Source organism: Chromatiaceae bacterium, assembly GCA_016714645.1.
In the GTDB taxonomy this organism is placed as follows: domain Bacteria; phylum Pseudomonadota; class Gammaproteobacteria; order Chromatiales; family Chromatiaceae; genus M0108.
In genome coordinates, this window is sequence record JADKCI010000001.1 from 38144 (window position 1) to 64638 (window position 26495).

Genomic DNA, 26495 nt, shown 5'->3' on the forward strand with positions numbered 1-26495 from the left:
CATATAACGAAGAACACATGGCGATTTCATCAACATTCGTTGCCTCGGACGGAGACGGTTACGAGGTACAGATGGGCCGATGGAGCCGTCGTCTCGCGCCCCTGTTCATTGACTTCGCGGGGATTGCGGCAGCGGAGCGCGTCCTGGATGTCGGGTGCGGCACGGGCAATCTGAGTTTCAGCATTGCCCAGAACCCAGCCATCGGCAGCGTGCGTGGCATTGATTTTTCGGCCGCTTACGTCGAGCACGCCAAGCGACGGAATCGCGATGCGCGCGTCGACTTCGAAGTGGGAGACGCTTGTACTCTGCCATTTCCGGACGCCTCGTTTGACCACACCCTCTCGCTGCTGGTCCTGCAATTCATTCCGCAGGCCGATCTCGCAGTGCGCGAGATGCGGCGTGTCACGCGTCCGGGCGGAACTGTCGCCGCCGCGACGTGGGACACACGCGGAGGGCTCGTCTGCGTTCGTCTGATCTTCGATGCGGCAGCCATGCTCGATGGGCACGGAAATGAGTGCAGAGCGAGAGCGTACACCAAGCCCATGAGTCGCCCCGGAGACTTGGCGCGCGCGTGGCGTGAGGCCGGTCTGGTTGATGTCGTGGACGGCATGCTGACGATCCGCATGGATTTCGCATCTTTTGCCGACTTCTGGGCACCCACAGAAGGCAAGGATGGACCGATCGCGGACTACGTCGGCACCCTTGGCATGCAAGCGCGGGAAAAGCTTCGAGACATGGTCAAGCTGGCGTATCTAGATGGAGAGGTCGATGGTCCACGGTCCTACGCCGCAACGGCCTGGGTCGTGAAAGGCAAAGTGCCATAGTTGCTGGAACCCCTGTGGCTTGGGCCGGCACCGAACCTGTTCGGCGTCAGATCCCCATCGTAGTGTTGGCAGGGCCGACCTGCCGCCGACCTCGGAGAAGCCCCTGGGATAAGGGGCCAGGCTCAAGTTTTTCGATCTGTCGGGCGGCCGCTTAACGTCCCTTCGCCGCCGCGATCAGAACCATGCTCGGCGACGGCTCCTGGCCGGTCAGCGACCATCGACTGGACGCTCGGCCCAAGGAGTGCACGAAGGGGCGGTCAGCGGCCCCGAACGAACGCTGGCCCTGTGAACCAAGACGGCGGCAATCCAACCGATAGAGGACGGTCTGCGCATCGTCGCCTTCAGCACCGAGACCGCCCCCCGTGCGGCGGATCCTCTCCCACGTCGGCGAGCCCGCCGAGCTGCCCCGGACTGCCCGCGCGCGCGGGCCCACCGCCTGGGACGACCCGCCGGTCCCTGCCGTACCGGACTGCGAGGCCTTGGCGCGACCGTCACCCGAGTATGTCTTCGACCAGAAAGTGCAGTGGTGGTCGCCTTCCGTCCTCTTCCGTCGCCGGCACCCGCCGCTGGCCCGCCGCCCCCTTGTCGCGGCCGATCTGAAACGGGTCTAATTCTGCCGGGGTGAACCTGGCTCTTCTTACCCGTCTTCTTCCTCGTGTGAACGATGCTGTCCTGGAGTTTTCTTCCCTCTAAGGTGTTCTTCGGTGTTCTTCGGTGTTCTTCCTGCCGTGTCTTATAGCCAGATTGGCCATCTGGCGGGGGACGCGACATGGGACACGAACAACGGCGGACCTGTGTGAACTGCGGCGAGCGCTTCGTCCCTGACCCTCGCAATGCCCATCATCAGCGCTACTGCACCCAGCCCGCCTGTCGGGCGGCGAGTAAGCGCACCAGCCAGGCCAAATGGTTGGCTAAGGTGGAGAATCGCGACTACCACCGGGGAGCGGCGGCAGTGGCACGCGTACAGGCCTGGCGGCAGGCGCATCCCGGCTACATCCGCGGTACCCATCGCCGCCCTCGCCGTGCTCCCCGTTTCCCCTGATCCGCTCCCGGCGGACCTGCCAACGACCGCTTCGGCCCCGCCGGGGTCGTTACCGGCACGCGCGAGAGCACCGTTATCGCACCCTCGCGCAACGCCTGCGCATCACACCCGAGCGGCTGGCGCAGGCACGCCGCGACCTGCTCGCGCGGGATCTGATCGCTGATGACCCACCGCTCTATCAGGTGCTGAGCCTGCCAGGCGCAGTGCCGGGTGCAGTCCAGCTACAGCGGCTGCGCTCGGCCCTGGAGAGACGGCCATGATCGACTACGCCACCTGGCGTGCCATCCGCGACGGCTTCGCCCAACACCTCGGCGCGCGCCAAAGCGACGGGGCAATGCCCTCGCGCACGTGCGCAAGATCCTCGCCCTGGCCGATATCCACGGGGCCGAGGCGGTCAACCGGGCAATGGCGGATGCCCTGGCTTTCGAGGCGCAACAGCCACGAGTACATCGCCCACCTGATCCGGGCCCGCGCCCGGCAATGGCCGCAACCCAGTGCGCTGGTCTTGATGCCCTATCAGGATGTGCTGGAGCGGGAGTTGCTACCGGCGGATTGGTCGCCTTACGCGATCCCCGAGGCGGAGGGCGACGACTATGACCGCGGCTGAGCAGGTGCTGGTGCAAGAGCTGCGACGGTTGCAGTTGCATTGGATCCTCGAACACTATCCCGCCCTGGCGGAACAGGCTGCTCGCGAGGCCTGGACCGCTGTGCGCTTTCTCGAAGCGCTGATCGCTGGGAAGGTGGCACGCCGCGACGAGGCGCTGGTGCGCCGGCGGGTGAAGGCGGCCCGCTTGCCCAGTCTCAAGACCCTGGACGACTTCGACTGGAGCTGGCCGAAGAAAATCAACCGTGCCCAAGTCCAGCAACTGTTCCGCTTGGACTTCCTCCCCCAGCACGGCAACGTCGTCCTGCTCGGTGATGTCGGCGTGGCCAAGACCCATCTGGCCATCGCCCTGGCGCACACCGCCCGCCTCCACGGTCAGATGGCGCTCTTTACCAGCGCCGTTGATATTGTCAATACGCTCGCTGCCGCCCAGGCCACCGGCGGGCTCAAGCGCGAACTGGCGCGGCTGCTCAAGCCCGCCTTGCTCGTCGTCGACGAGCTCGGCTATCTGCCGATCGACAAATTCCGCGCCGACGCCCTGTTCCAGGTGATCAGCCAACGCTACGAGCGCGGCTCCACGGTCATCACCACCCATCGCGCCTTCAAACAGTGGCCGGAGATTTTCAACAACGACAGCACCCTGACTTCCGCCTTGCTCGACCGCTTGCTCCACCATGCTGAGTCAGTGGTCATCAAGGGGCGCAGCTATCGTATGCGCGACCACAGCGGAAGCTGAGGTGCAACCGAGCCCGCCCTCACCCTGAAGCAATGCCCGTCCCCTAGGTGAGCGAAGGTGCCCATCTCAGTCTTTGCCCACAAACACTGACACCCACAAGCTATCCCGCGGTCCTCTTTTCTCTCGGCTGTATTGCGCCACTTTCGCGGCGGCGCCGACAGGCGATGCCAAGGCCACGCCCATCGTGCCCAACAATAAGGCCTTTGCGGAGAACGTGGTGGCCGAGGGCGGCGCCGCCGACGGCAACCCGAAACTCTACCGGGTCAGCACTGGCCACGGCGGCCTCTTCTGCGAGGCCTGCCATGGCACCAACCTGACGGGCACCGTGCTGTCGCGCACCGCCGATGACCGTACCGTGCGCTGCAAGACTACCCAAGGCAGTCTGCCCGAGTGCAAGGCGGGTCAGACGACGGCGGTCATCCCGAAGGGTACCCCCGTAGGTTGCGGCATGTATCACCGTCAGAAATGAGCGTCTAAGCCACGCAACAAGCTGCCCGGGACGGCAGCCGATGGACCAACCTTTAGGCGGCACCTGTGCCGCCTTTTTTTCGTCTGCGTCAGCTCTCCCTATGGCCCGAACAGGTACTGGAGGCTGGTCATGGATCGGTTAAATCGGACCTGGAAATACTCCGGACTTCCGACTGAGCACCTAATAGCTCAGAATCAGCCCTTCGCCATTGCAGAAAGGGCAACAATGAACCGTCTCGACGCCATGACCACCTTTGTGCGAGTCGCGGAATTGGGCAGTTTCGCGGCCGCCGCCAGCCGGCTGGGGGTGGCGCGTTCCGTGATCACGCGCCAGATCGCCGCCCTGGAGGAGCATCTGGGCATCAAGCTGATGGTGCGCACGACGCGGCGCCTGACCCTGACGGCGGGCGGGGCCGCCTACCTGGAGAAGTGCCGGGAGATCCTCGACCTGGTCGAATCGGCCGAGGCGGACGTGATGGCGGACAGCCTGACCCCGCGCGGCCACTTGCACATCGGCGTGCCCCTGAGCTTTGGGCTGAAGAAGCTGGTGCCGTTACTGCTGGAGTTTTCCCAGACCTATCCGGCCATTACCCTGGCGACGGATTTCACCGACAGCCAACAGAATCTGGTGGAGGAAGGCAAGGACCTGCTGGTGCGCATCACCGCCCGTCTGGAGCCGGGAGACATCGCCCGCAAGCTGGGGGCTTCCCGGCTCCAGGTCATCGCTACCCCGGCCTATCTGGCCCGCCATGGCCAGCCACGGCATCCCGCCGAACTCGCTGGCCATGCCCTGATCGGCTACACCCACCGCGGGGTCGTGCAGCCCTGGCCCTTCCGGGTCGAGGGCGAGGTGGAAACCTTCTACCTGCCGTTCAAGCTCCAGGCTAACAACGGCGAGGCCCTGGCCGAGGCGGCGGTGCGGGACCTGGGGATCACCATGGTCCCGGACTTCGTCGCGGAGGACTATCTCCGGGACCGCGGCATGGTGACCCTGCTCGAAGACTTCGCGCCGCCCGATCTGGGCATCTATGCCCTGCTCCCGAGCAATCGCTACATGCCCCACCGGGTGCGGGCCTTGATCGAGTTTCTTGCGGGGCGGATGAAGTGTCCTGGCTAATGCGGCGCGGTGGCTGTCAGTCGAGCGCAAAAAAATGCCCGCCGGCTTGGCGGGCAATTATTTTCCTGACAATTGACAGGTCGGAATGGCAAACGCCGCCATAAAGGATCTCGATTTGACATCGTCTGGACCCGGTTGCCGACGCTCAATCTCCAGGGGAGCCATGGGAACGTCAGCGTTTTACGCACCAAATGCTTTAACAGTATTCATATAAGGAAAACGCCATAAAGTTAAATGCTTAATTCTCTTTAGGCCAGGATGGAATCTTCCAGTCCATTGCCAGCGCCAAGAGCCTTAATCCGGTCGAGGTTCCCGCGCCTGCCAGGAGGGAGAACCAGGATGCCGCGCCGGCGGAATCCAGACCCACCAGTACCCAGCAACCGAGGAAAGCGCAGAGAGCATAAGGCCGGTGATCGTGAAAGACCACTGGGATTTCGTTACACAGAACATCGCGCAGCACGCCGCCAAACACCCCCGTCACCACGCCCAACAACACCACAACAATAATAGGCATCTCGGCGGCCAGGGCAAATGCCGCGCCCGAGGCGGCAAAGAGACCGAGTCCTATAGCATCCGTAGCCTGCATGAGGCGGTCGGCCCAACGATGACGCATTAAACCAAGTAAGGGCGGCCCGGCCAGGGTCAGTCCCAAGACCAGCCAGACATATTCCTGATGCTGCACCCAGGAGAGGGGGCGGCGATCCAGCAACAGATCCCGCAGGGTCCCGCCGCCGAAGGCAGTCACGAAGGCTACCGTGAAGACCCCGACAACATCCATCCGCTTGCGAACAGCCTCGATCAAGCCGGAGACGGCAAAGGCACAGATGGCGGCAATTTCGATGATGGCTAGCACGGTTTTAAGCCTAGGTGATTGGGTAAGATATAATTGTTTAAGGCGTCCAACCCCGCTTGCCGTGGTCGTGCAGTTGCAGATGGCCCCAGCAATAGTAGCGTGACGCCAGGCTGTTGACGTCGGAACAAAACTGACTATCTTTTAGGGATAATTCTGGGAAACTTCAGTCGCATGGCAACGTATCATCCGTGACTATGCCCTTGTGTTTCACAACATCCCATCAACCGCTTCAGCGAGGAGATTTCATGGCTTCCATAAAACTACTCGGCATTGCTGGCAGCCTGCGTCAGGCATCGACCAACCGGGGTCTGCTGCGTGCGGCACAGGCGAATCTGCCGGCCGAGGCCATCCTGGAAATTGCCGACCTGACCGATATTCCTTTTTATAACCAGGACATCGCCGCAAAACCCGCGGCCGTCGGCCATGTGCTGGCCCAGATCGGATCAGCCGATGCTTTGGTGCTGGCTAGCACCGAATACAACTACTCACTGGCACCTGCTTTGAAGAATATCCTGGACTGGGCCTCGCGCGAACCCGGCAACGCCCTTCTGGCCGGCAAGCCGGTGGCTATCATGGGCGCCGGTGGCGGCATGGGCACCTCGCGGGCTCAATACCACCTGCGTCAGGTCTGCGTCTTTCTTGACCTGCGTCCCCTGAACAAGCCGGAAATTTTCGCCAACGCCTTTGCGGGTGGGTTTGATGCCGATGGCAACTTGATCGACGAAAAACTCACCAAGCTGATCGGTGAGCAGATGCAGATGCTGGTCGCCGAGGTCGTCGCGGCGCGGCGCTGATCGGGATGGGCGGAGGTAGGTCAGGCTCGGCCGCGCTGGAGCCTGATCTCGATCGGTGCATCCGTCGTCGGATGAACATGAGGTTCCGCGAAGGGAATCAAACACCTTCGCCTCGGTCAGCGCATCCCTCGACGACGAAGGGGACCACCGTCTCGACACCCTCGACGTCCACGACCTCGACCTCTGGCTCCCCGTTCTCTCCGTAGGCGACTGCCCAGGACACCGCTTCGGGCTGGAAGCTCACTTCCAGACCGAGAAACTCCTCGCAGGTCATTTTGGCGTTCAGCTTGTGGGACGACGGATGCTGGCTCGCGGCCTTGTCCGCGGCGCCCGCCGCATGCCTATAGTGTATCGCGATGATCCAGCGGGCCAGCAGCTTCCCGGTCGGTTGGCTCCGATGTAACTCCAGCAACAGTGCTTCTGCGGCCGGCGGCCCATAACACCAACATCGCCGCCAGTGGAAGCAACAAGGGCGCAAGCACCGGCTCGGCTTGGACGAGGTGGTGATGGGGTGGGTGGGGCGTCGACGCGGTCCCGAGGCAGCGTTTTTTGCTCGGGCTTATGGTGAAATCGGCAGTGATCGGGTCTTGATGTCAGCACATGCAACGAAAAAGCCGTACTGCAAGTACCCGCGAATCAGGGATCTCCGCAGAATTCGGAGAAAATCAGTGCTCGCCGCCAATCGCTGTAACCCTGCAGCCTCCCCGGACGGTGGGCGGGAATCGGGGCTGCCCGGCGACTATAAGCCGATCATTTCCGCATGGAGTCCGCGCCCTCGGAACGAGTCAACGATCGTACTCGGTTTGATGGCCGTCGCATCGAAGTCCACGACCATGAGGTGGCGCGTCCGTTCGTGTACGCAGGCGCTCAAAATCCCGTCGATGCCTGCAAGTTCGCGCTCCAAATAGTGGATGTTGTGGTCGTCCAGATCTTCATCGATATGGATCACGATGTCGCCGTTATACATGGTTGTCTGCTCCTCTGGCTGTGATGGACTGAACTAGCGTAGCGGACGGCCGACTGCGTTATCTCTGCCCAAGGCACCAGGATGCTCCATTTTCCGGGGCCGCTATTTATGTTGACGACAGATGCTTGCATTACATTGTCCAGCAACGACCAACCGCTCACTTTCTATATAGTCCAAGGTATAGGAACTTCAAGGGATAGGAACTTCAACCGCACGACGGTCGGATGGGTGGGTGGGTGGGTGGGTGGGTGGGTGGGTGGGTGGGTGGGTAGCTTTACCAACGACGGGAGGCGCAGGCAAGCGGCTCGAGACCAGCCACCCGGTGGACCGGCCGGGAGGAAACAGCTGTCCCCGCGTTCGAGGGGCGGGGAGTGGCGTGCGGCGGGCATGGGACCGCGGGTCGCGGGCGCGGGTGCGCACGGGGGGTGGATCCCCGGGATGAACCGGGTGACGGGGGTTACCACGGTACGCGCTGGTCACGGACGTACTCGGGTGGCGGTTCCGCCAGGGCGTCCCCGTCGGGTACGGCAGCGAACGGCGCAATAGACGACCTGCTCAAGCTTCCGGAACGCCTGCCCGTCACGCTCCGCGGCCAACAGGAAGGTCTCCGCCAAGGTCCGCTCCGCCGCCATAAACGACCCTCCCCTCGTGCAGGGCCCAGAACAGGGCGCTGCCGGGCTTGATGAATAAGTCGCGGCCCGAGGCGTCAATCCACCCCCCCGAACGCCAGGTTGCGCTAAAATGCCCCCATGTTGACTTATCCTGATATCGACCCCGTCGCCCTGGCCCTAGGCCCCCTCAAGATCCACTGGTACGGCCTCATGTACCTGATCGGCTTTGGCGCCTTTTGGGCCCTGGGCCGGTACCGAGCCCGGCGGCCGAATTCGGGCTGGACCGCGCCGATGGTGGACGACCTGCTCTTTTATGGCGTGATCGGCGTCATCGTCGGTGGCCGCCTGGGCTACATGCTCTTTTATGGCTTCGACCAGATCCTCGCCAATCCCCTCAATCTGTTGAAGGTCTGGCAGGGCGGCATGTCCTTTCATGGCGGTCTCATCGGCGTCCTGATCGCCATGACGCTCTTCGGCAACCGGCGCCGACTCGGCTTCTTTCAGGTCACGGACTTCATCGCCCCCCTGGTGCCCCTGGGCCTGCTGGCCGGGCGCATCGGCAACTTCATCAATGGCGAACTCTGGGGCAGAGCCACGGAGGCCGCCTGGGGTCTGCGCCTGCCCTGCTCCCGCTTTCCGGAGCAGTGCCGCGACCTGCCCCTCGGGACCGAATGGAGTCTGGCCCTGCACCCCTCCCAACTCTACGAGGCGGCCCTGGAGGGTCTGGTACTCTTCCTCATCCTATGGATCTATTCCAGCCGCCCCCGTCCGACCATGGCCGTGTCGGGCCTTTTTCTCCTCGGCTACGGCCTTTTCCGGGGCTTGGTGGAGCTGGTGCGGGTGCCGGACAACCACATTGGCTATCTGGCCTTCGACTGGCTCACCATGGGCCAGCTCCTGAGTCTGCCCATGATCCTGGCGGGTATCCTCCTGCTCGTCCTGGCCTATCGGCGCCAGGCTCTGGCTTGACTCGCCCTGGCACCGCCTATTGGTCTCTGTCGTGAACGGGGGAGGTAGCGAGAAAGCTCCAACCTCTTGACGCCGGAGACCGCTCGTCGTTTACTTTAAATATTGTGATGAACTGACTGAGTCGAGAAGCGGCATGACCCATAATCCCTTGTTTAGCCTACCATCCTCCGCAAGAGGATTCGCCCGGGCGGGCGCCCTGGTCGGCGCGGCCCTATGCCTGACGACCTGGCTGGCGGGCTGTTCCACAACCAAGGATACCGAGCCGGCCAAGTTGACGACCGCCGACGAGGTAGTGGTGGACAAGTCGGATCGCCGCTTGAAGTTGATGAAAGGCGGACAGGTGATGAAGGAATACCGCGTCGCCTTGGGCAAGGACCCGGTGGGCCCCAAATTCCGCGAGGGTGACCAGCGCACACCGGAAGGGGAGTATGTCCTCGACTGGCGCAACCATAGAAGCAACTACTACAAGGCCCTGCACGTCTCCTACCCGAACTTCGATGATCGTCTGCGCGCCGAGGAGGCCGGTTACAAGCCGGGGGGCATGATCATGATCCACGGCAAGCCCAACTACATTCACTCCTCGACGGTGCTCGCCGAATATGACCGTCTCGACTGGACCAATGGCTGCATCGCCGTCAATAACAAGGAGATGGACGAGATCTGGCATGCCGTCCGGGACGGTACCAGGATCCGCATCGTCCCCTAGGACCCCTGGCCGGGGCCACCCGGCCGACCCCCTTACAAGGCCAGATCGATGCCGCTGACCAGGATACCCGGTAGCAGGGCGCTCGCCGAGGAGCGGCCCTCGTAGGTCTCGGGGGAGACCAGGAGTTCCCGCTCGCGTGTCAGGCCCGCGAGGCGATCACCCAGCAGATGATAGAGGGAGTCGTCGAAACGCATCGCCGGGACGGGGGCGACGGCTTCGCCGTTTTCCACCCAGAAGGTCGCAAAGCGGGTCATGCCCGTGATGCGGCAGTCGTTGCGATCGGCGTAGTTGAGGTACCAGAGGTTACCGATCGCCAACCCGGTGTCCAGGCGACGGGATATTTCGGCGGTGGGGATATCGCCTGGGTCCAGGGCCAGGGACTCCGGGCCCTCCCCGGCGGCATTGACGGCCTGGCCATATTCCTTGGCGCTGCGGCTGTCCACCAGGCAATCCTGGTAGCGACCGCCGGCGATGAGGGTGACGGCCTCGGGCTTGACGAAACCTTCACCGGTGAAGCGCGGGGCCAGCCCCCGGGCATGTTCCTCGCGCAGGGTGACGCGGGGGTCCAGGTGGCGTTCGCCCCGGGCCAGGCGGAGCAGCGGCGTCTGGGCGGTCTTGTGGTCCTTGATGCCAAAACCACCCCAGGCCAGGAGGTCTAACAGCTCCGCCACCGCCGCCGGGGCCAGATAGGCGCGATAGCGACCCGGCGGGATGGCGCGGGCCGGGCGGGCCAGGATCTCCAGGTCGCGGCGCACCCCCGCCAGTTTGGCGGCCAGGGCCTGGGGGTCCCAGACGACACCGCTCAGATTGGCCTTGACCGCCTTATCGCCCTCCAGGTAACAGCTAAAGTCCAGATTGAAGCTGCGGCTGGCGTGCCAATGACGGTGGCCCAGGGAACTGGTAAAGCCCGCGCTCAGCTCCCCGCTGGCCCAGATGCCGACCAGGTCCAGCCCCTCCGCGGCAGAGTGCAGATCGGCGATGGCCCCGGCGGCCCCATCCCCATCCCCAGCGGCGCCGCCCCCGTTCAGGACCTGGTGGCTCGTGGAGGGCTCGATCGCGTAATTGAGATAGGGATCTTCGGGAACATGGGGCAGGCGTTCCCGCAGGCGCTCCATCAGGCCCCGGGCCCGGGCCAGGTCCTCCTCCGGATCGCCGCTCAGATCGCAGCTTGCCTGGGCCTGGCGCCGACCCTCGATCAGATCCAGGCTCAAACGCCAGGCGCGCAGGCCGCCGGCCTGACGCACCCGGTTGCCGTTGAGGCGCACGAAGTCGGAATCCTCGCCGTCCAGGTTGCACAGCAAGACCTCGTCGCCCCGCAAGGATTGAGTCAGGCGGTGGGTGAGCTCGAAAAAGGCCGTGTCCCTCATTCCCCGCCTCCGAAGACCGCGACATCCCGAAAGAGGGCGGGCGGCGAGGCGTGGCCTACCTGGACCGCCTGGTTGGGCTCGCCCTTGCCGCAGGTATAGACGCCCCGGACCTCCCGGCTGGCGGCAGCACCGACGCCGGCCAGGGAGCGCCAGAAGCTGGCGGAGATACCGCGATAACCCGGATTCCGCACCAGGCCGCCGAGCTCCCCGTCCTCGATCAGACGCCCCAACTCGCAGCCAAACTGGAACTTGTTGCGGCTGTCGTCGATGGACCAGGAGCGGTTGGTATCCATGAGGACGCCCCTTTCGACCTTGCCAATGAGGCTGGCCAGACTGTCCTGGCCGGGCTCCAGGTTGAGATTGGCCATGCGATCGATGGGAGGCCGGTCCCAGGCGCTGGCGCGGGCGTTGGCGACGCCGGGCAGGCCGGAGCGGGCCTGGGACAGGCGGCTACCCAGCGGCCGTTCCAGGATACCGGCGCGGATTAGAACCTGGCGCTCCGCCAGGGTGCCCTCGTCATCGGCGACGGCGCTGGCGAGTTCGCCGGGAACGCTGGGATCGAAGGTGATATTGAGCAGCGCCGAGCCGTAGCGGTAGGACCCGAACATGTCCAGGGTGACAAAACTGGTGCCGGCGTAATTGCGCTCGTCGCCCAGGATGCGGTCCAACTCCAGGGGGTGGCCGATGCTCTCGTGGATCTGCAGGACCATCTGGTTCGGCATCAGGATGAGGTCGCGGACGCCTAGGGGGCACTCCGGGGCCGCCAGCAGGGCGATGGCCTCCTCGGCGACCCGCTGGGCACCCGCGCGGAAACCTACCCGGGCCAGGCGTTCGAGTCCGCCCTGACCGCCCCAGTCGGCACCACCGCCGTGACGGCTCTGGGTCTGGCTCCCCGCGTTGGCCACCGCCACCAGGCCGGAGGAGACTTGGTCGAAGACCTGGCGAATCTCGCCGCCGGCGCTGGTAACCAGCAACTGCTGGACCCGCCGCCGGCCGAGCCAGGCGGTGCTATCGACGATGCGAGGGTCGATCTCCAGGGCCGCGCAGGCCTCCCGCAACAGATCGAGCTTGTCCGCCAGGCTCATGGACTCCCAGGGCTCGGCAACGGGGCTGGCGTACTCCGCCCGCAGGCTGGAACGGGGGTAGAGCCCGCCATCAAAGAGCCCCAGTCGGGCGTGCAGCTCCGCCGAGCCGGCCGCCCGTTCCCAGGCGGCGGCCAGGCCGGCGGCGCTGAGATCGGAGGTGGCGCCATAGCCGATACCAGCCCCCCGCGCCAGGGTCAGGAAGACGCCGAGGCTGGAGCCCAGGACGCTGGGCTCGGTGACCCCCTGGCGCACCGCCAGTTCGTCCGTTTCCTCGCTCACCAGCCGCGCGGACCAGTAGTCCGCGGCCGGAGCGGAGCGGCGGCAACGGTCGGCGAGGACGATCAGGTGCTCCATGCCCCTAGTCCCCCGCCAGGGTCATCTCGCGGATCAGCCAGGAACCGGTGCGGGTGCTGCCGGGAAAGTCGCAGTCGTTACCCACCGCCACCAGGCCCAGGAACATCTCCTTGAGGTTGCCTGCGATGGTGATCTCCTCCACCGGGAACTGGATCTCGCCGCCCTCGACCCAGAAGCCGGCGGCCCCCCGGGAATAGTCGCCGGTGACGGGATTGGTGCCATGGCCCAGGAGTTCCGTGACAAAGAGACCGGTACCCATCTCTCGCAGCAGGCCAGCGCGATCCAGGGGGCCGGGCTCGATGTGGAGATTGTGGACGCCCCCGGCATTGGCGGTGGTGGCCAGGCCCAGGCGCCGGGCCGAGTAGGCGTCGAGCAGATAGGTGCGCAGGATGCCTTCGCTGACCAGATCCTTGGCGCGGGTCGCGACCCCATCGCCATCGAAGGGGGCGCTGCCGAGGCCCCGGCGCAGGTGGGGCAGCTCGTGGATGCGCACGAAGTCCGGGAAGATGCGGGTGTCGATACGATCGAGGAGGAAGCTGGACCGGCGGTAGAGGCTGGAGCCGCTGATGGCCCCGGTGAGGGACCTCAGCAGGCCAGCGGCGGTCAGGGGGCTGAAGAGGACCGGCACCTTGCGGGTGGCAATCTGGCGCGCCCCAAGGCGGGCCAGGGTGCGCTCGCCGGCCCGGCGACCGACCGCCTGGGGCGATTCCAGATCGGCGGCGGCGCGGGCCGTGGTCCACCAGTAGTCCCGCTGCATGCTCTCCCCCTCCTGGGCCACCACGGCACAGCTTAGGCCGTGGCGGGTGCTGGGATAGCCGGCGACGAAGCCATGGCTGTTGCCATAGACATGGAGACCGGCCTGGGTGGAGACGCTGGCGCCCTCGGAGTTGACGATGCGGGGGTCGCAGCCGCGGGCAGCGTCCTCGCAGGCGACGGCGAGCTGGATGGCCACGTCCGGTTCCAGCTGCCAGGGGTGATAGAGGTCCAGCTCCGGCAGGTCGCGGGCCATGAGGTCGGCGGCGGCGAGGCCGGCGTAGGCATCCTCCTGAGTCCGGCTGGCGATGGCGCAGGCCGCGCTGACAGCATCACGCACGGCCTCGGGGCTGAGGTCGGAGGTACTGGAGGAGCCCTTGCGCTGGCCGAAATAGACGGTTATGCCGAGACCGTTGTCACGGGTATGCTCCACCGTCTCCACCTCGCCCAGGCGGACGCTGATCTCCAGGCCGGCCTCGGAACTGGCGGCGGCCTCGGCGGCGCTGGCGCCCTGGCGGGTGGCCTCCGCCAGCAGGTCGCGCACGATGCGCTCCAGCCGGTCGAGGCGGTCGGCGGTGTCGTTGGGGTCGGTCTGGGTCATGTCGGGAATTTCCATCATATCAACCGTTAGTTCCGCCCACGGTCAGGCCATCGACGCGCAGGGTGGGCTGGCCAACGCCCACGGGGACGGACTGGCCCTCCTTGCCGCAGGTGCCGACGCCCTGGTCCAGGGCCAGGTCGTTGCCGATCATGCTGACGCGGGTGAGGACGTCCGGGCCGTTACCGATGAGGGTGGCGCCCTTGACGGGGCGGCCGACGCGACCCTTTTCGATCAGATAGGCCTCGCTGGCGGAGAAGACGAACTTGCCGGAGGTGATATCGACCTGGCCGCCACCGAAGTTGACGGCGTAGAGGCCCTTGTCCACCGAGGCGATGATCTCCGCCGGGTCGCGATCCCCCGCCAGCATGTAGGTGTTGGTCATGCGCGGCATGGGCAGGTGGGCGTAGGACTCGCGGCGGCCGTTGCCCGTGCTGGCGACGCCCATGAGGCGGGCGTTGAGCCGGTCATGGAGATAGCCGCGCAGGATGCCGTCCTCGATCAGGACCGTGTTCTGGGTCGGGGTGCCCTCGTCGTCGAGGTTGAGGGAGCCGCGCCGGCCAGCCAGGGTGCCGTCATCGACCACGGTGACGCCTGGGGCGGCAACGCGCTCGCCGATGCGGCCGGCGAAGGCGGAGGTGCCCTTGCGGTTGAAGTCACCCTCCAGGCCATGCCCAATGGCCTCGTGGAGAAGGACCCCGGGCCAGCCCGGGCCCAGGACCACGGTCATGTTGCCGGCGGGGGCGGCATCGGCGTCCAGATTGATCAGGGCCTGGTGGACGGCCTCCCGGGCATAGCCCAGGGCCCGGTCCTCGGCCAGGAAGTAGCCCAGATCAGCCCGGGCGCCACCGCCGCTGGCCCCTTGCTCGCGGCGATCGCCGTCCTCGACGATGACGCTGACGTTGAGCCGCACCAGGGGCCGGACGTCGGCGCTCAGGCGGCCATCGTCGCTGGCGATCAGGACCAGGTCGCGCACCGCCACCAGGCTGGCGATAACCTGGCGCACCCGGGGGTCCAGGCGCCGCGCCTCTTCATCGACCCGGTGCAGCAAGGCCACCTTGTCCTCGTCCGAGAGGCTGCCGAGGGGATCGATGGGCTCGTAGAGGCGCCGGCCTGCCCCCATGCCCTCCAGCTTGACCCGCCCCTCGCCGCCGCTACGGGCGATGGCGCGCGCCGCCTTGGCGGCTTGCAGCAGGGTCTCGAACTGGACCTCGTCGGCATAGGCGAAGCCGGTCTTCTCGCCGCTCTGGGCGCGCAGACCGGCGCCCCGCTCGATATTGAAGTTGCCATCCTTGATGATGCCGTCCTCCAGCATCCAGGATTGCAGCCGGCTGTACTGGAAATAGATGTCGGCGGCGTCGATGGCGGTGGTCTTGAGCTGGCCGAGGAGCTGCTCGATGTGTCCCGTATCGAGGCCCGCCGGACTCAGGATCTGGTCGCGGGCAATGGCGATGGCGTCGGTCATAGGTTTAGTGTGAGGACCTGGGCAAGGCCGCCCGGGGGCGGCTGATCGTGAAGGGGGCCGGGTGTCGTCCGAGACCGGACTTGGAGGGAGGGGCGGCGAAATTCAAGCCTAGACGCGGCAGGTCAGGCGGCGATGCTGGATGGCGGGGAAGTTGCGCCGCACCGAGCCCAGAAATTCCACGTCAAGGGGGCAGCAGACATGGCCGGAACCCCGTGGCACCTGGGCCAGGACATTTCCCCAGGGGTCCACCACCATGCTGTGGCCGTGGGTCTCGCGCCCATTCCGGTGATAGCCGCCCTGGGCCGCCGCGACCACATGGCAGAGATTCTCGATGGCCCGCGCCCGCACCAGCACCTCCCAATGGGCCTTGCCGGTGATGGCGGTGAAGCAGGCCGGCAGGGCCATGATCTCCATGCCCGCGTCGAGCATCTCCCGGTACAGCTCGGGAAACCGCAGGTCGTAGCAGACCGACAGCCCGAGCCGGCCGAAGGGCGTATCCAGGACCACCGGGGTGTTGCCGGGCTCGATGGTGGCGGATTCCTCGTAGTGCTCCCCCGTTTCCGGCAGCTTGACGTCGAAGAGGTGGATCTTATCGTAACGGGCCACCCGCTCGCCCCGGTCGTTAAACACCAGGCAAGCGGCGCGCACCCGGTCCGGCTGGGTAGCGGTCAGCGGCAGGGTTCCGCCGACGAGCCAGATGCGGTACCGGACCGCCATCTCGGCGAGAAAATCCTGCAGGGGCCCCCGGCCCTCGGTCTCGCACAAATCCAGCAGGTCACGATCCTGTTCCCCCATGAAGGCAAAGTTCTCCGGCAGGACCACCAGGTTGGCACCGGACTCATCCACGGCCTCCTGAATCAGACGCCGCGCCTCCAGGAGATTGGCGCTCACATGCGGACTGCTGGCCATCTGAATGGCCGCTACTCGGGGTTTTCTCGACATGGCAGGCGGTAGGTCTCCAACTCAAGCGGTCGGGCCGCGTTCGGGTTCAGGAAAGATACCATCTTGGGGGCCCGACACCAAAAGGCTGGCGGGGCCCGTCGGCCCTGACCTGCGTCGGCGATGGGACTCGCACCCTTGGCCAAGAGTCCCGGAAAAGGCCAGCACCTCTGCCCACTGCCGACGGATCCAAGCGACCCGTAGGAGCCCGGCCCCCCCGGGCGCCCCCAGCCGGGCCGGAGTCATGGATTGCTGAGTCGCCCCTCAGGGTTGGTGGAGAAAGGCGTTCTCCTCCGGCTCCGGGCGGGTGGCCTGGGGGGGCGGGCCATCGCTGGCCCTGGGCCTCGGGGGCGCATCCGGGGCGCCGACCGCGCCCTTGAGGGCCTCGTCCCCGGGGGCTGGTTCCTGCCGGGCCCGGGGTTCGATGTCGGGGTTGGCCCAGGGACCCCGGATGTCATAGCTATGCCGACCGATCACATCGAGGGCGCCCCCACTGGCCTTGTCGGCCAGCAGGACGGCAGCGCCGACCAGGGGACCGGCGACGATGGCGCTGGCCAGGGCCACCCCCCCACCCAGGCTCGGGGTGACGGTGGCCACCTGATCCAGGGTCTCGTCGATGAGATTGGCGCGCCCCGTGATCCGGACCTCCGCTGCCGTCCCCTCGATGACCAGGGGCTCGCGTAACTCCACCCCGCCGGCGCGGATACCCAACTTACCGGTGATACCCTCAAAGACAAAGCCACGGTCAAACAGGTCGGTGAAATCCAGGGTGAGGCGGCGCCCCAAGGCCCCCAGATTGAGGACCCCAAGCACCCGGCCCACCCCGGGGTCCACCTCCAGCAGGCTGCCCTTGCCGATCTGCACTTCGACCTCGCCCTCCAGGGCGGCCAGGTTCAGGTCGGCGGGACCGCCGGGCCAGGACAGCCGGGCCAGAACCCCGCCGGGGGCCTGTTCCAGGTAGCTGGCGTAATCCAGGTGCCGCAGCAGTTCCCCGAGATCTGCGGAGCTGGCATCCAGGTCCAGGCGCGTCCTCGGCTCGGCGTCCTCCTGGGACCAGGTGCCCGTCCCCGTCAGCTTGATACGGGAGGAGCCGGTCAGGCGTAGCTCCTCGATGGCGAGCCCCCGCGGCGTCGCGGCGGCCCGCAGGGTGAGGCGGCCCAGATCGTTGTCCGCCCAGTGAAGCCGATCAACCGCCAGGTCCAGGGCCGAGGCCTGGCGCGGATCGGCCCACCGGGGCGGCTCCTTGGATTCAGCCGGCCTGGCCGGAGTCTTGGGCGGGTCCGCGCCCAGCAGGGGCCTGAGGTCCAGCCGCTCCAGTTCGACGCGCAGGGGCTGGGCTCGGGCCTTGTGGGGGATGGAGAAGCGGCCCGCCAGTTCCTGGGCCTTGACGCGAACATCCCAGGCCTGAGCGCCCTGTTCCAGGTCGAGGCGCACCTCCTGGAGTCGCACGGGGCCGACTTGCAGCCGGTCGATGCCCAGATCGGCGACCGTCCAGCGGAGGTTACCCAGCCCCGCCCCGCCACCCGTATTGCCCGTCAGGCCCGCCACCCAGTCCCGCCAGGCGTTCAGATCCAGTTCCGGCAGCTGGCCGGTCACGCGCAGACCATCGCCGCCGGGCAGCTCCACCTGCTCCTCCCCCAAGGCGAAGGCGCCGCGTTTGAGCCCCGCCCCACCCTTGCCATCGCGCGCGAAAAGCAGATTCAGGGCCAGATCGCCGTAGCGACCGCGCACCTGGGTATCCCGACCCGCCTGGGATTGCCAGTTCAGGCTCAAGGGCCGCGCCTCCGCCCGCGCCTTACCTGATGGCTGGGGCAGCTTGACCGCAAGACCCTGAAGATCAGAGATCAGGGTGAAATCGGCCTGGAGGGCGCGAATACCCGCGGGCGATCGCGGATCGGGAATCCTGATATTCAGGTCCCAAGGGATCTCGCCCTCCAGATGGCGCCAGAGGGGATGAGGCAGCCGCTCCGCCAGGGCCTTGGCGGCCGTCGCGCCCGTCAGCTGCAACTCGGTCAGCTTGGCCGGGGACTTGTCAGCCCGGATACGGTCCAGGGTCACGCTCAGGGGCGCGCCCAGGGCTTGGGCCTCGAGGCGGGAGGACGTCACCCCATCCTGGTTGAAACCCAGGACACCCCGCACATCCGCCAAGACCAGGTCCACCCCCGCGAGGGTCAGGCTGGCCGCGCCCGGCCAGGACAGGGCCCCCGTCAGGCCCAATCGCTCCTCGGGGTGATCATGCCCGAGGGGAATGTCCATCTTCAGTTCGATAGCCACCAGACCATCGGCGGTGAAGAGATCCGAAATGCCGCCCAGGGAGGCCCGCAGCGGCGTCGCCTCGGGAAAGGCCAGGGCCTGATTAAAATCGCCGCGCGCGGAACCCCGCACCCTGACCCGCTGGGCATCCGCCAGATCCAGAATTTCCGCCTGGGCATCGACGAGCGGAAAGCCCAGGATCTCGCCGCCGGTGGTGGCGATGCTCATGTCCTGGTTGTGAAAATGGACCAGGCCCGCCAGCCCCTCCAGGGGCGGCCAGTCGGGGTGGAAATCCAGCGCCATCTCCTCGACCCAGAGCAGGACATGGCAATAGCCCTGATCCTGGCGGAAGGGGAAATCGGCGGGCCGGCCCCGGAAGAGGACCTGCCCCCGGGGTACCCGGCCGGCGGGGAAGGCCCGCTCCAGCCAGGCGCGCGCCCGGGGCTTGAGCTTGGCGTCCGGCAGATAGTCGCGGATGACCTCGGCCTGGGCGTCGCGGATCTCGGCCTGAAGGTCCAGCACCGGACCCCCGGGGGCGGCTGTCCCCAGATCCTGGAGGGTAAAACGCAGCTTCAGGCCCAGGTCCGGGTTGAGGGCCTCCAGGCCGTCGCTGGCCAGTCGCAGCCCGCCATCGGCGGCGGGCACCCAGGTCAGGGGACCGACCAGGCGATCCAGCCGGAGCGGTGGCCGGTCGCCAAAGACCCCTGGCAGGCTCAGGTACAGACCCTCCCCGGCGACCTGGAGCCGCCCGCCCGCCAGGTCCGTCGTCAGGTCCAGGTCCAGCCGCGCCGCCTGAAACCCCAGGGCCCCCTGGCCGGGAACCTGGCCCTGGAGCGACAGGCCCTCCAGGCGCAGCCGCGCCTGGCCCGCCGCCAGGCGCGAGCCCTGGACCCGATAATGGCCCTCCAGGGCGAGCCGCTCCTCGGCCACCTGGATGCCCTGGGGCAGGAGCCCCGCCGTTGGCGGCCCCGGGTCTTCGCCGGCGTCCAGGGTGAAATCCAGCACCCCGGACCAGTCATCGAACTGGCCCGCATCGCCCTGGAGATCCGCCGTCACTCGCAGCCCGGCGCTGGGGGCGGCGGCCAGGCGCGCCTCCAGATCAAGACGGTGGGCGGAGCCCCGATTATCGAGGTCGAGATGGATGTCCGACAGGAGGAGGACGGGGGCGTCGGCGTCCCGATCCAGCCACTCGATCTCGCCATCCGTCAGCCGCAACCGGCCTTGGGCCAGAAAGGCCGCCAGGGCCTCCGGCTTGCCGACCTCCCAGCCCCCGCCCGCCCCTGGCCCAGCGGGGGCGATCTGGCCATCCCCTCCCCGCGCCAGGCGCAGCCGCGGTCCTTCGAGGGTGATATCCGTCACCCGGGGGCTCAGGGTGCCCAGACTGGCCAGGGGGTCCAGGTCCATGTGCAGGCGGCGCAGCTGGAGTCGGGGAAGGGGGTCGCCAGGGGCCAGCAGGTCCACCTCCTCCAGGGTAACCCGAGGCACCAGGCCGGCCAACCCCAGATGGAGGCGGCTCAGGCGCGTCTCCAGCCCCAGCCGCTCGGTCAAGGCCGCCGCCAGGGGTGCCCGCAGCCAGTCCTCCACAACCGGCAGGGCCAGGCTGACCGCGGCCAGGGGCAGACCCACGACCAGGCTGAATATCACCAGGAAACGCCAGAGGCGCGAGGCCAGGGACCTCGGGACGGGGGGCATGAAGCGGGAAATCGCGACCGGGGAAGGACTAGATCAGCACGACGTCGTACTGTTCCTGGGGATAGAGGGCCTCGGCCTGCAGCCGGATCGGCTTGCCGATGAATTCCTCCAGCTCCGCCAGATGCCCCGATTCCTCGTCCAACAAGCGATCGATGACATCCTGGGAGGCCAGCACCAGCAGGGTCTCGACCTCGAACTGGCGGGCCTCGCGCATGATCTCGCGGAAGATCTCGTTGCAGGTGGTCTCCGCCGTCTTGACGGTGCCGCGGCCCCCGCAACAGGGACAGGGCTCGCAGAGGACATGCTCCAGGGATTCGCGGGTGCGCTTGCGGGTCATCTCTACCAGCCCGAGGGAGGAGACCTCGCTGATGTGGGTCTTGGCGTGATCCCGGGACAGGCACTTTTCCAGGGCGCGGAGCACCTGGCGCTTGTGGTCCTCGTCCATCATGTCGATGAAGTCGATAATGATGATGCCGCCCAGGTTACGCAGGCGCAGATGGCGGCAGATGGCCTGGGCCGCCTCCAGGTTGGTCTTGAAGATGGTCTCCTCGAGGTTGCGGTGGCCGACGAAGGCCCCGGTGTTGACATCGATGGTGGTCATGGCCTCGGTCTGGTCGATGACCAGGTGGCCGCCGGACTTGAGCTGCACCTTGCGCTGCAGGGCCTTCTGGATCTCCTCCTCCACGCCGTAAAGGTCGAAGAGAGGCCGTTCGCCCTGGTAATACTCCAGCCGTTCACGGATATCGGGGATGTACTGGTCGGCGAAGGCGATGGCCTTGTCCATGGTCATGCGGGAGTCGAAGCGAACCCGCTCCACCTCGGGGCCCACCAGGTCGCGGAGGGCGCGCAGGGCCAGGGGCAGATCCTCGTGGATCAGACCTATCTCGCGCGCGGTACGACAGCGTTCCTTGATGTCATGCCAGAGCTTGGCGAGGAAGCTCATGTCATTGATCAGGGCCTCCTCGGTGATTCCATCCGCCGCGGTGCGGGCGATGAAGCCGCCCTCGCCCTCATGCTCATTGACGAAGCGCTGGAGGATGTCGCGCAGGCGGCGGCGCTCCTCCTCGTCCTCGATCTTCTGGGACACCCCCGTGTTTTGCAGGGTGGGCATGAAGACCAGGTAGCGCGACGGGATGGAGATATTGGTGGTGAGGCGGGCGCCCTTGGTGCCCAGGGGGTCCTTGACCACCTGCACCACCAAGGTATCGCCCTCGCTCACCAGATCGTGGATCTGATCGCCTCGGGGCTCGCCCTCGACGCCGACGATATCGGAGGTGTGCAGGAAGGCGGCCCGCTCCAGGCCGATCTCGACGAAGGCCGCCTGCATCCCTGGCAGCACCCGGCAGATGCGGCCCTTATAGATGTTGCCCACCAGGCCACAGCGTTCCAGCCGCTCGATGATGATCTCCTGCACCACGCCATTTTCGACCACGGCGACGCGGGTCTCCGGCGGCGTGACATTGACCAGGATTTCCTCACTCATGGCGGCCCTTGGGATTCAGTAGCGGTTTATGAAGTGGAAAGTGGGGACGAACATCCGGTTAGGCCATCGCCCAGCAAAAGAATTCCCTCCTCGGCGAGCAAGAGCGCCGTCGCGCGGAGCGGCAGGCCCAACCGCTAGGCCCGGTGGTAAGGATGACCCCCGAGGAGGCTCCATGCCCGGTAAAGCTGCTCGGCCAGAATGACCCGGACCAGGGGGTGCGGGAAGGTCAGGGGCGACAGGGACCAGATACGGTCGGCACGGGCGCGGCAGGCCTCGTCCAGGCCCTCGGGACCCCCGACCAGCAGGGCCAGGTCCCGGCCCTCCCCCAGCCAACCCGCCAGTTCCCGCGCCAGTTGCGCCGTGCTCCAGGCGGTGCCCCGCTCATCCAGGGCCACGAGTTGCGCGCCTTTGGGCAGGGCAGCCAGTAGCCGCACCCCCTCTTCCCGCCGGGCCACCTCGGCGCTGGCCCCCTTGCCCCGGTGTCCCGGCTCGATCTCGACCAAGCGCAGGGCGCACTCGGGGGGCAGGCGTTTGGCGTATTCCCGGTAACCCGCATCCACCCAGACCGGCATGCGCCGGCCGACGCTCAACAGATGGATGCGCACCGCCCCCTTCAGTCCAGGGCGGGGCCGAGCAGGAAGGGCACCTGCCCGAAGCCCTTATCCTCCAGGGTGTCCATCACGGCTTCCAGCCAGCTCTCCTCGTCCTCGCGGGGTACTTCGCTCACAAGACCGGTAATATAGCGGTAAGCCTCGTGGGGGGAGATGTCCGTGGGGATAGTCACCAGCCGGACCCGCCCGGGGTCCTTGCTCGGCAGGATCATGAGTCGATCGGTCATATTCGGATACCTCATTGGGGATGGGGCCCATCCGGGCCCACTTCGGGACATGATATAGGTATAGCGTCGCCTTTTCCCCCCTTTGGTCATCATTTGGCCTGGCCGGATTTGGCCGTGGGGCTTCGGTATATAATTCAGATCTAAAGTCCCCGGGTCCCCAAACTCGGCGCCACCACCTGAGCAGGTTCTCCCCATGCAAGATTTGTCGTCCCGATTTCAGGCCCTGCTGACCGAACGCATCCTCATCCTGGATGGCGCCATGGGCACCATGATCCAGCGTCACAGCCTGAGCGAGGCAGACTATCGTGGCGAGCGCTTCGCGGACTGGCCCCGGGACCTCAAGGGCAACAACGACCTGCTGACCCTGACCCAACCGCGGGTGATAGGTGGCATCCACCAGGCCTACCTGGAGGCCGGCGCCGACATCCTGGAGACCAACACCTTCAACGCCAACCGCATCTCCATGGCCGACTATGGCATGGAGGACCTGAGCCGCGAGATCAACCTGGCCGCCGCGCGCCTGGCGCGGGGGCTGGCGGACGCCGCCGCGACCCCGGATAAGCCGCGCTTCGTGGCCGGTGTCCTGGGGCCGACCAACCGTACCCTCTCCATCTCGCCAGACGTCAACGACCCCGGTTTCCGCAACCTGGACTTCCCGACCCTGGTCGCGGCCTACGTCGAGGCCGCCGAGGGCCTGATCGAGGGCGGGGCCGATCTGCTGCTGATCGAGACCATCTTCGACACCCTCAACGCCAAGGCGGCGATCGTCGCCTGCGAGGAGGTCTTCGAGAAGCAGGGCCAGCGCCTGCCGGTCATGATTTCGGGCACCATCACCGACCAGTCGGGCCGCACCTTGACCGGCCAGACGACGGAGGCCTTTTATAACAGCCTGCGTCACGTCCAGCCCATCTCCATCGGCCTCAACTGCGCCCTGGGGCCCTATGAGCTGCGCCAGTATGTCGCCGAGATGGCCCGCGTCGCCGAGACCCATGTCTCCGCCCACCCCAACGCCGGCCTGCCCAACGAGATGGGCGGCTACGACCTGGGCCCCGCCGCGATGGCCAAGGAGATCGCCGAGTGGGCCGAGGCGGGCCTGCTCAACATCGTCGGCGGCTGCTGCGGCACCTCTCCGGACCACATCCGCGCCATTGCCCAGGCGGTGGCGGGCAAGCGACCCCGCCGCCTGCCCAGCCTGGCCCCAGCCTGCCGGCTGTCCGGGCTGGAGCCCCTCAACATCGACAAGGCCCTCAACTTCGTCAACGTCGGCGAGCGCGCCAACGTCACCGGCTCGGCCAAATTCAAGCGCCTCATCCTCGAAGGTAATTACGAGGAGGCCCTGGACATCTGCCGGGCCCAGGTCGAGAACGGCGCCCAGGTCATCGACTTCAACATGGACGAGGCCATGCTGGATGGCGTCGCCGCCATGCGCCGCTTCCTCAACCTCTGCGCCACGGAGCCCGACATCGCCCGGGTGCCCTTCATGATCGATTCCTCCAAGTGGGAGATCATCGCCGCCGGGCTGGAGTGCGTCCAGGGCAAGCCCATCGTCAACTCCATCTCCCTCAAGGAGGGCGAGGAGAAATTTCTCCACCAGGCCAAACTCTGCCGCCGTCTCGGCGCCGCCGTCATCGTCATGGCCTTCGACGAACAGGGCCAGGCCGACACCCAGGCCCGCAAGGTCGCGATCTGCACCCGCGCCTACCGGCTGCTGACGGAGGGCCTCGCCTTCCCGGCCGAGGACATCATCTTCGACCCCAACATCTTCGCCATCGGCACCGGCATCGAGGAGCACGCCAACTATGGCGTCGATTTCATCGAGGCCACCCGCGCCATCAAGGCCAGCCTGCCCCATGCCCTGGTCTCAGGCGGCGTCTCCAATGTCTCCTTTTCCTTCCGGGGCAACGACCCGGTGCGGGAGGCCATCCACGCCGTCTTTCTCTACCACGCCGTGCGCGCTGGCATGGACATGGGCATCGTCAACGCCGGGCAACTGGCGATCCATGACGAGATCGATCCCGAACTCAAGGAGGCGGTGGAGGACGTGGTCCTCAATCGCACCCCCAAGGACGGCGGCGATGCCACCGAGCGCCTGATCGAGCTGGCGGGCCGCTTCCAGGGCGGGGTCGTCGGGGGGGCGGTCAAGCAGGACCTGGCCTGGCGTGACTGGCCGGTGGCCAAGCGCCTGGCCCAGGCCCTGATCAAGGGCAACGCGGAATACGTGGAGGCGGACACGGAAGAGGCCCGCCAGGTGCTGGGGTCACCCCTCAAGGTCATCGAGGGACCCCTCATGGATGGCATGAATCAGGTCGGCGACCTCTTCGGCGCGGGCAAGATGTTCCTGCCCCAGGTGGTCAAATCCGCCCGGGTCATGAAGAAGGCGGTGGCCTATCTCCAGCCCTTCCTGGAAGCTGAGAAGGCCGGTGGCGTGCATAAGGCCGCCGGCAAGGTGCTCATGGCCACGGTCAAGGGCGACGTCCACGACATCGGCAAGAACATCGTCGGCGTCGTCCTCCAGTGCAACAACTATCAGGTCATCGACCTGGGGGTCATGGTCCCCACCGCGACCATCCTCAAGCAGGCCCGCGACCAGGACGTGGACATCATCGGCCTCTCTGGCCTCATCACCCCTTCGCTGGAGGAGATGGTCCTGGTGGCGGCGGAGATGCAGCGCCAGGGCTTTACCCTACCGCTCCTGATCGGCGGGGCCACCACCTCCAAGGCCCACACGGCGGTGAAGATAGCGCCCAAGTACGATCATCCGGTGGTCTATGTCCCCGATGCCTCCCGCGCCGTGGGCGTGGTCGGCCAACTGCTCTCCGCGGAATTGCAGGGGCCTTACACGCGGGGCATCGCCGAGGAATACGTCCAGGTCCGGGCACGCCGCGCCGCCGCCAACGAAAGCAAGGATCTGGTCACCCTCGCCGAGGCCCGCGCCAACGCCACCCCCATCGACTGGGAGCATTACCAGCCCCCCGCGCCCCGGGAGCCCGGCCTCCAGGTCTTCCCGGACATCCCCTTGGGGGAGATCACCCCCTATATCGACTGGACCTTCTTTTTCCACGCCTGGGAGCTCAAGGGGCGCTTTCCCCAGATCCTGGAGGACGCGGACAAGGGCGTGGAGGCGCGCAAGCTTTATGATGACGCCCACGCCATGCTGGAGCACATCGTCAAGGAGCGCTGGCTGCGGGCCGCCGCCGTCATTGGCATCTTTCCGGCCAACAGCGTCGGCGACGACATCCAGGTCTTCGCCAGCGAGGAGCGCTTCGAGCCCATCGCCAGCTTCCATGGCCTGCGTAAGCAGGGCCGCCAGCCCCCCGGCAAGGCCAACGAGTGCCTGACGGACTTCATCGCCCCCCTGGACACCGGGCTCAACGACTATCTCGGCGGCTTTGCCTGTACCGCTGGCATCGGCATCGACGAACGGGTCGCCGCCTTCGAGGCCGATAACGACGACTATTCAGCCCTCATGCTCAAGGCCCTGGCGGATCGCCTGGCGGAGGCCCTGGCCGAAACCCTCCACCTGCGGGTGCGCCAGCGCCACTGGGGTTACGCGGCGGACGAGGACCTGAGCAGCCAGGACCTGATCGCCGAAGGCTACCAGGGCATACGCCCGGCCCTCGGCTATCCGGCCTGTCCGGACCACACCGAAAAGGATATCCTCTGGCGACTGCTGGACGCGGAGCGCACGACCGGCATCTGGCTCACGGAATCCAAGGCCATGGTGCCCACGGCGGCGGTGAGCGGCCTCTACTTCTCCCACCCCGAAGCCCGCTACTTCGCCGTCGGCAAGATCGGCCGGGACCAGGTGGTCGACTACGCCGAGCGCAAGAACCTCGACCTGGCCGAGATGGAGCGCTGGCTGGCGCCCAATCTGGCCTACGAACCGGGTGGCGGCTAGGGCCCCGGCCCGCGGCAAGCCCGCATGGGGCGGGGTAACGCCCTGTCCCAGGCCTCCGCCACTACCCTTGCCCGTCAGG

At 66.6% G+C, this 26495-nt stretch carries 22 protein-coding genes; 10 read left to right on the forward strand and 12 right to left on the reverse strand.

The features are described from left to right. Positions 1–17: 17 nt before the first annotated feature. The 6 genes from IPN92_00175 to IPN92_00200 all read left to right on the forward strand — a co-directional run bounded on the left by IPN92_00175 (position 18) and on the right by IPN92_00200 (position 4791). Positions 18–824: a class I SAM-dependent methyltransferase gene (locus IPN92_00175; protein MBK8636750.1), complete on the forward strand. Its 807-nt coding sequence runs from the start codon at positions 18–20 to the stop codon at positions 822–824. A 769-nt stretch (positions 825–1593) separates the two neighbouring features. Continuing rightward, positions 1594–1866 (forward strand): hypothetical protein, encoded by a 273-nt coding sequence (locus tag IPN92_00180; GenBank protein MBK8636751.1) that lies wholly within the window; start codon positions 1594–1596, stop codon positions 1864–1866. Positions 1867–2122: 256 nt separating this feature from the next. Then, positions 2123–2473 (forward strand): hypothetical protein, encoded by a 351-nt coding sequence (locus tag IPN92_00185; protein MBK8636752.1) that lies wholly within the window; start codon positions 2123–2125, stop codon positions 2471–2473. Then, positions 2460–3206 (forward strand): ATP-binding protein, encoded by a 747-nt coding sequence (locus IPN92_00190; protein MBK8636753.1) that lies wholly within the window; start codon positions 2460–2462, stop codon positions 3204–3206. The genes IPN92_00185 and IPN92_00190 overlap by 14 nt, the downstream gene beginning before the upstream one ends. 184 nt (positions 3207–3390) lie before the next feature. Then, positions 3391–3675: a hypothetical protein gene (locus IPN92_00195; protein ID MBK8636754.1), complete on the forward strand. Its 285-nt coding sequence runs from the start codon at positions 3391–3393 to the stop codon at positions 3673–3675. A 225-nt stretch (positions 3676–3900) separates the two neighbouring features. Next, positions 3901–4791 carry a LysR family transcriptional regulator gene (locus IPN92_00200; GenBank protein ID MBK8636755.1) on the forward strand — a complete coding sequence of 297 codons (891 nt, stop codon included), beginning with the start codon at positions 3901–3903 and terminating at the stop codon, positions 4789–4791. Between the two features lie 238 nt (positions 4792–5029). Here the strand turns inward: IPN92_00200 and IPN92_00205 are convergent, their stop codons facing one another. Beyond that, entirely contained in the window at positions 5030–5644 is a 615-nt protein-coding gene (locus IPN92_00205) for a TRIC cation channel family protein (GenBank protein MBK8636756.1), read from the reverse strand. A gap of 245 nt (positions 5645–5889) precedes the next feature. On the opposite strand from IPN92_00205, the gene IPN92_00210 reads away from it, so the two are divergent. Next, positions 5890–6438 carry an NAD(P)H-dependent oxidoreductase gene (locus IPN92_00210; protein ID MBK8636757.1) on the forward strand — a complete coding sequence of 183 codons (549 nt, stop codon included), beginning with the start codon at positions 5890–5892 and terminating at the stop codon, positions 6436–6438. A 97-nt stretch (positions 6439–6535) separates the two neighbouring features. On the opposite strand, the gene IPN92_00215 is transcribed toward IPN92_00210, so the two are convergent. Next, a complete protein-coding gene (locus tag IPN92_00215) occupies positions 6536–6850 on the reverse strand; it encodes a hypothetical protein (protein MBK8636758.1) in 315 nt (104 codons plus the stop codon). Between the two features lie 327 nt (positions 6851–7177). Further along, positions 7178–7405: a heavy-metal-associated domain-containing protein gene (locus tag IPN92_00220; GenBank protein MBK8636759.1), complete on the reverse strand. Its 228-nt coding sequence runs from the start codon at positions 7403–7405 to the stop codon at positions 7178–7180. 749 nt (positions 7406–8154) lie between these two features. Between IPN92_00220 and IPN92_00225 the strand changes: the two genes are divergently transcribed. Beyond that, positions 8155–8985, forward strand: a complete 831-nt coding sequence (locus IPN92_00225) for a prolipoprotein diacylglyceryl transferase (GenBank protein MBK8636760.1) — start codon at positions 8155–8157, stop codon at positions 8983–8985. A gap of 133 nt (positions 8986–9118) precedes the next feature. Further along, positions 9119–9691, forward strand: coding sequence for a L,D-transpeptidase family protein (locus IPN92_00230; protein MBK8636761.1), 573 nt, complete (start codon positions 9119–9121; stop codon positions 9689–9691). Between the two features lie 32 nt (positions 9692–9723). Here the strand turns inward: IPN92_00230 and IPN92_00235 are convergent, their stop codons facing one another. The 9 genes from IPN92_00235 to IPN92_00275 form a co-directional block, all read right to left on the reverse strand. After that, positions 9724–11058 carry a peptidase gene (locus tag IPN92_00235; GenBank protein ID MBK8636762.1) on the reverse strand — a complete coding sequence of 445 codons (1335 nt, stop codon included), beginning with the start codon at positions 11056–11058 and terminating at the stop codon, positions 9724–9726. After that, positions 11055–12497: a TldD/PmbA family protein gene (locus tag IPN92_00240; protein ID MBK8636763.1), complete on the reverse strand. Its 1443-nt coding sequence runs from the start codon at positions 12495–12497 to the stop codon at positions 11055–11057. The genes IPN92_00235 and IPN92_00240 overlap by 4 nt, the downstream gene beginning before the upstream one ends. A 4-nt stretch (positions 12498–12501) precedes the next feature. After that, entirely contained in the window at positions 12502–13851 is a 1350-nt protein-coding gene (gene pmbA, locus IPN92_00245; protein ID MBK8636764.1) for a metalloprotease PmbA, read from the reverse strand. A gap of 19 nt (positions 13852–13870) precedes the next feature. Continuing rightward, the gene (gene tldD / locus IPN92_00250) at positions 13871–15313 is read right to left on the reverse strand and encodes a metalloprotease TldD (GenBank protein MBK8636765.1); all 1443 of its coding nucleotides are present in this window, start codon (positions 15311–15313) and stop codon (positions 13871–13873) included. 108 nt (positions 15314–15421) lie between these two features. Beyond that, positions 15422–16255 carry a carbon-nitrogen hydrolase family protein gene (locus tag IPN92_00255; protein ID MBK8636766.1) on the reverse strand — a complete coding sequence of 278 codons (834 nt, stop codon included), beginning with the start codon at positions 16253–16255 and terminating at the stop codon, positions 15422–15424. Positions 16256–16516: 261 nt separating this feature from the next. Beyond that, positions 16517–20197: a TIGR02099 family protein gene (locus IPN92_00260; GenBank protein ID MBK8636767.1), complete on the reverse strand. Its 3681-nt coding sequence runs from the start codon at positions 20195–20197 to the stop codon at positions 16517–16519. 28 nt (positions 20198–20225) lie between these two features. Next, complete coding sequence (gene rng, locus IPN92_00265) at positions 20226–21680, reverse strand: ribonuclease G (GenBank protein MBK8636768.1); 1455 nt, start codon at positions 21678–21680, stop codon at positions 20226–20228. Positions 21681–21814: 134 nt separating this feature from the next. Continuing rightward, positions 21815–22285 (reverse strand): 23S rRNA (pseudouridine(1915)-N(3))-methyltransferase RlmH, encoded by a 471-nt coding sequence (gene rlmH / locus IPN92_00270; GenBank protein MBK8636769.1) that lies wholly within the window; start codon positions 22283–22285, stop codon positions 21815–21817. An 8-nt stretch (positions 22286–22293) separates the two neighbouring features. Then, positions 22294–22518 carry a hypothetical protein gene (locus tag IPN92_00275; GenBank protein ID MBK8636770.1) on the reverse strand — a complete coding sequence of 75 codons (225 nt, stop codon included), beginning with the start codon at positions 22516–22518 and terminating at the stop codon, positions 22294–22296. A gap of 193 nt (positions 22519–22711) precedes the next feature. Here IPN92_00275 and metH point away from each other — a divergent pair, with 193 nt between their 5' ends. After that, the gene (gene metH, locus IPN92_00280) at positions 22712–26416 is read left to right on the forward strand and encodes a methionine synthase (GenBank protein MBK8636771.1); all 3705 of its coding nucleotides are present in this window, start codon (positions 22712–22714) and stop codon (positions 26414–26416) included. Positions 26417–26495 lie beyond the last annotated feature (79 nt).

Coding starts and splice junctions, on each gene's coding strand:
- IPN92_00175 (MBK8636750.1), top strand. CDS start 18: ATGGCGATTTCATCAACATTCGTTGCCTCGGACGGAGACGGTTACGAG.
- IPN92_00180 (MBK8636751.1), top strand. CDS start 1,594: ATGGGACACGAACAACGGCGGACCTGTGTGAACTGCGGCGAGCGCTTC.
- IPN92_00185 (MBK8636752.1), top strand. CDS start 2,123: ATGATCGACTACGCCACCTGGCGTGCCATCCGCGACGGCTTCGCCCAA.
- IPN92_00190 (MBK8636753.1), top strand. CDS start 2,460: ATGACCGCGGCTGAGCAGGTGCTGGTGCAAGAGCTGCGACGGTTGCAG.
- IPN92_00200 (MBK8636755.1), top strand. CDS start 3,901: ATGAACCGTCTCGACGCCATGACCACCTTTGTGCGAGTCGCGGAATTG.
- IPN92_00210 (MBK8636757.1), top strand. CDS start 5,890: ATGGCTTCCATAAAACTACTCGGCATTGCTGGCAGCCTGCGTCAGGCA.
- IPN92_00220 (MBK8636759.1), bottom strand. CDS start 7,405: ATGTATAACGGCGACATCGTGATCCATATCGATGAAGATCTGGACGAC.
- IPN92_00225 (MBK8636760.1), top strand. CDS start 8,155: ATGTTGACTTATCCTGATATCGACCCCGTCGCCCTGGCCCTAGGCCCC.
- IPN92_00230 (MBK8636761.1), top strand. CDS start 9,119: ATGACCCATAATCCCTTGTTTAGCCTACCATCCTCCGCAAGAGGATTC.
- IPN92_00235 (MBK8636762.1), bottom strand. CDS start 11,058: ATGAGGGACACGGCCTTTTTCGAGCTCACCCACCGCCTGACTCAATCC.
- IPN92_00240 (MBK8636763.1), bottom strand. CDS start 12,497: ATGGAGCACCTGATCGTCCTCGCCGACCGTTGCCGCCGCTCCGCTCCG.
- pmbA (MBK8636764.1), bottom strand. CDS start 13,851: ATGACCCAGACCGACCCCAACGACACCGCCGACCGCCTCGACCGGCTG.
- tldD (MBK8636765.1), bottom strand. CDS start 15,313: ATGACCGACGCCATCGCCATTGCCCGCGACCAGATCCTGAGTCCGGCG.
- IPN92_00255 (MBK8636766.1), bottom strand. CDS start 16,255: ATGTCGAGAAAACCCCGAGTAGCGGCCATTCAGATGGCCAGCAGTCCG.
- IPN92_00260 (MBK8636767.1), bottom strand. CDS start 20,197: ATGCCCCCCGTCCCGAGGTCCCTGGCCTCGCGCCTCTGGCGTTTCCTG.
- rng (MBK8636768.1), bottom strand. CDS start 21,680: ATGAGTGAGGAAATCCTGGTCAATGTCACGCCGCCGGAGACCCGCGTC.
- IPN92_00275 (MBK8636770.1), bottom strand. CDS start 22,518: ATGACCGATCGACTCATGATCCTGCCGAGCAAGGACCCCGGGCGGGTC.
- metH (MBK8636771.1), top strand. CDS start 22,712: ATGCAAGATTTGTCGTCCCGATTTCAGGCCCTGCTGACCGAACGCATC.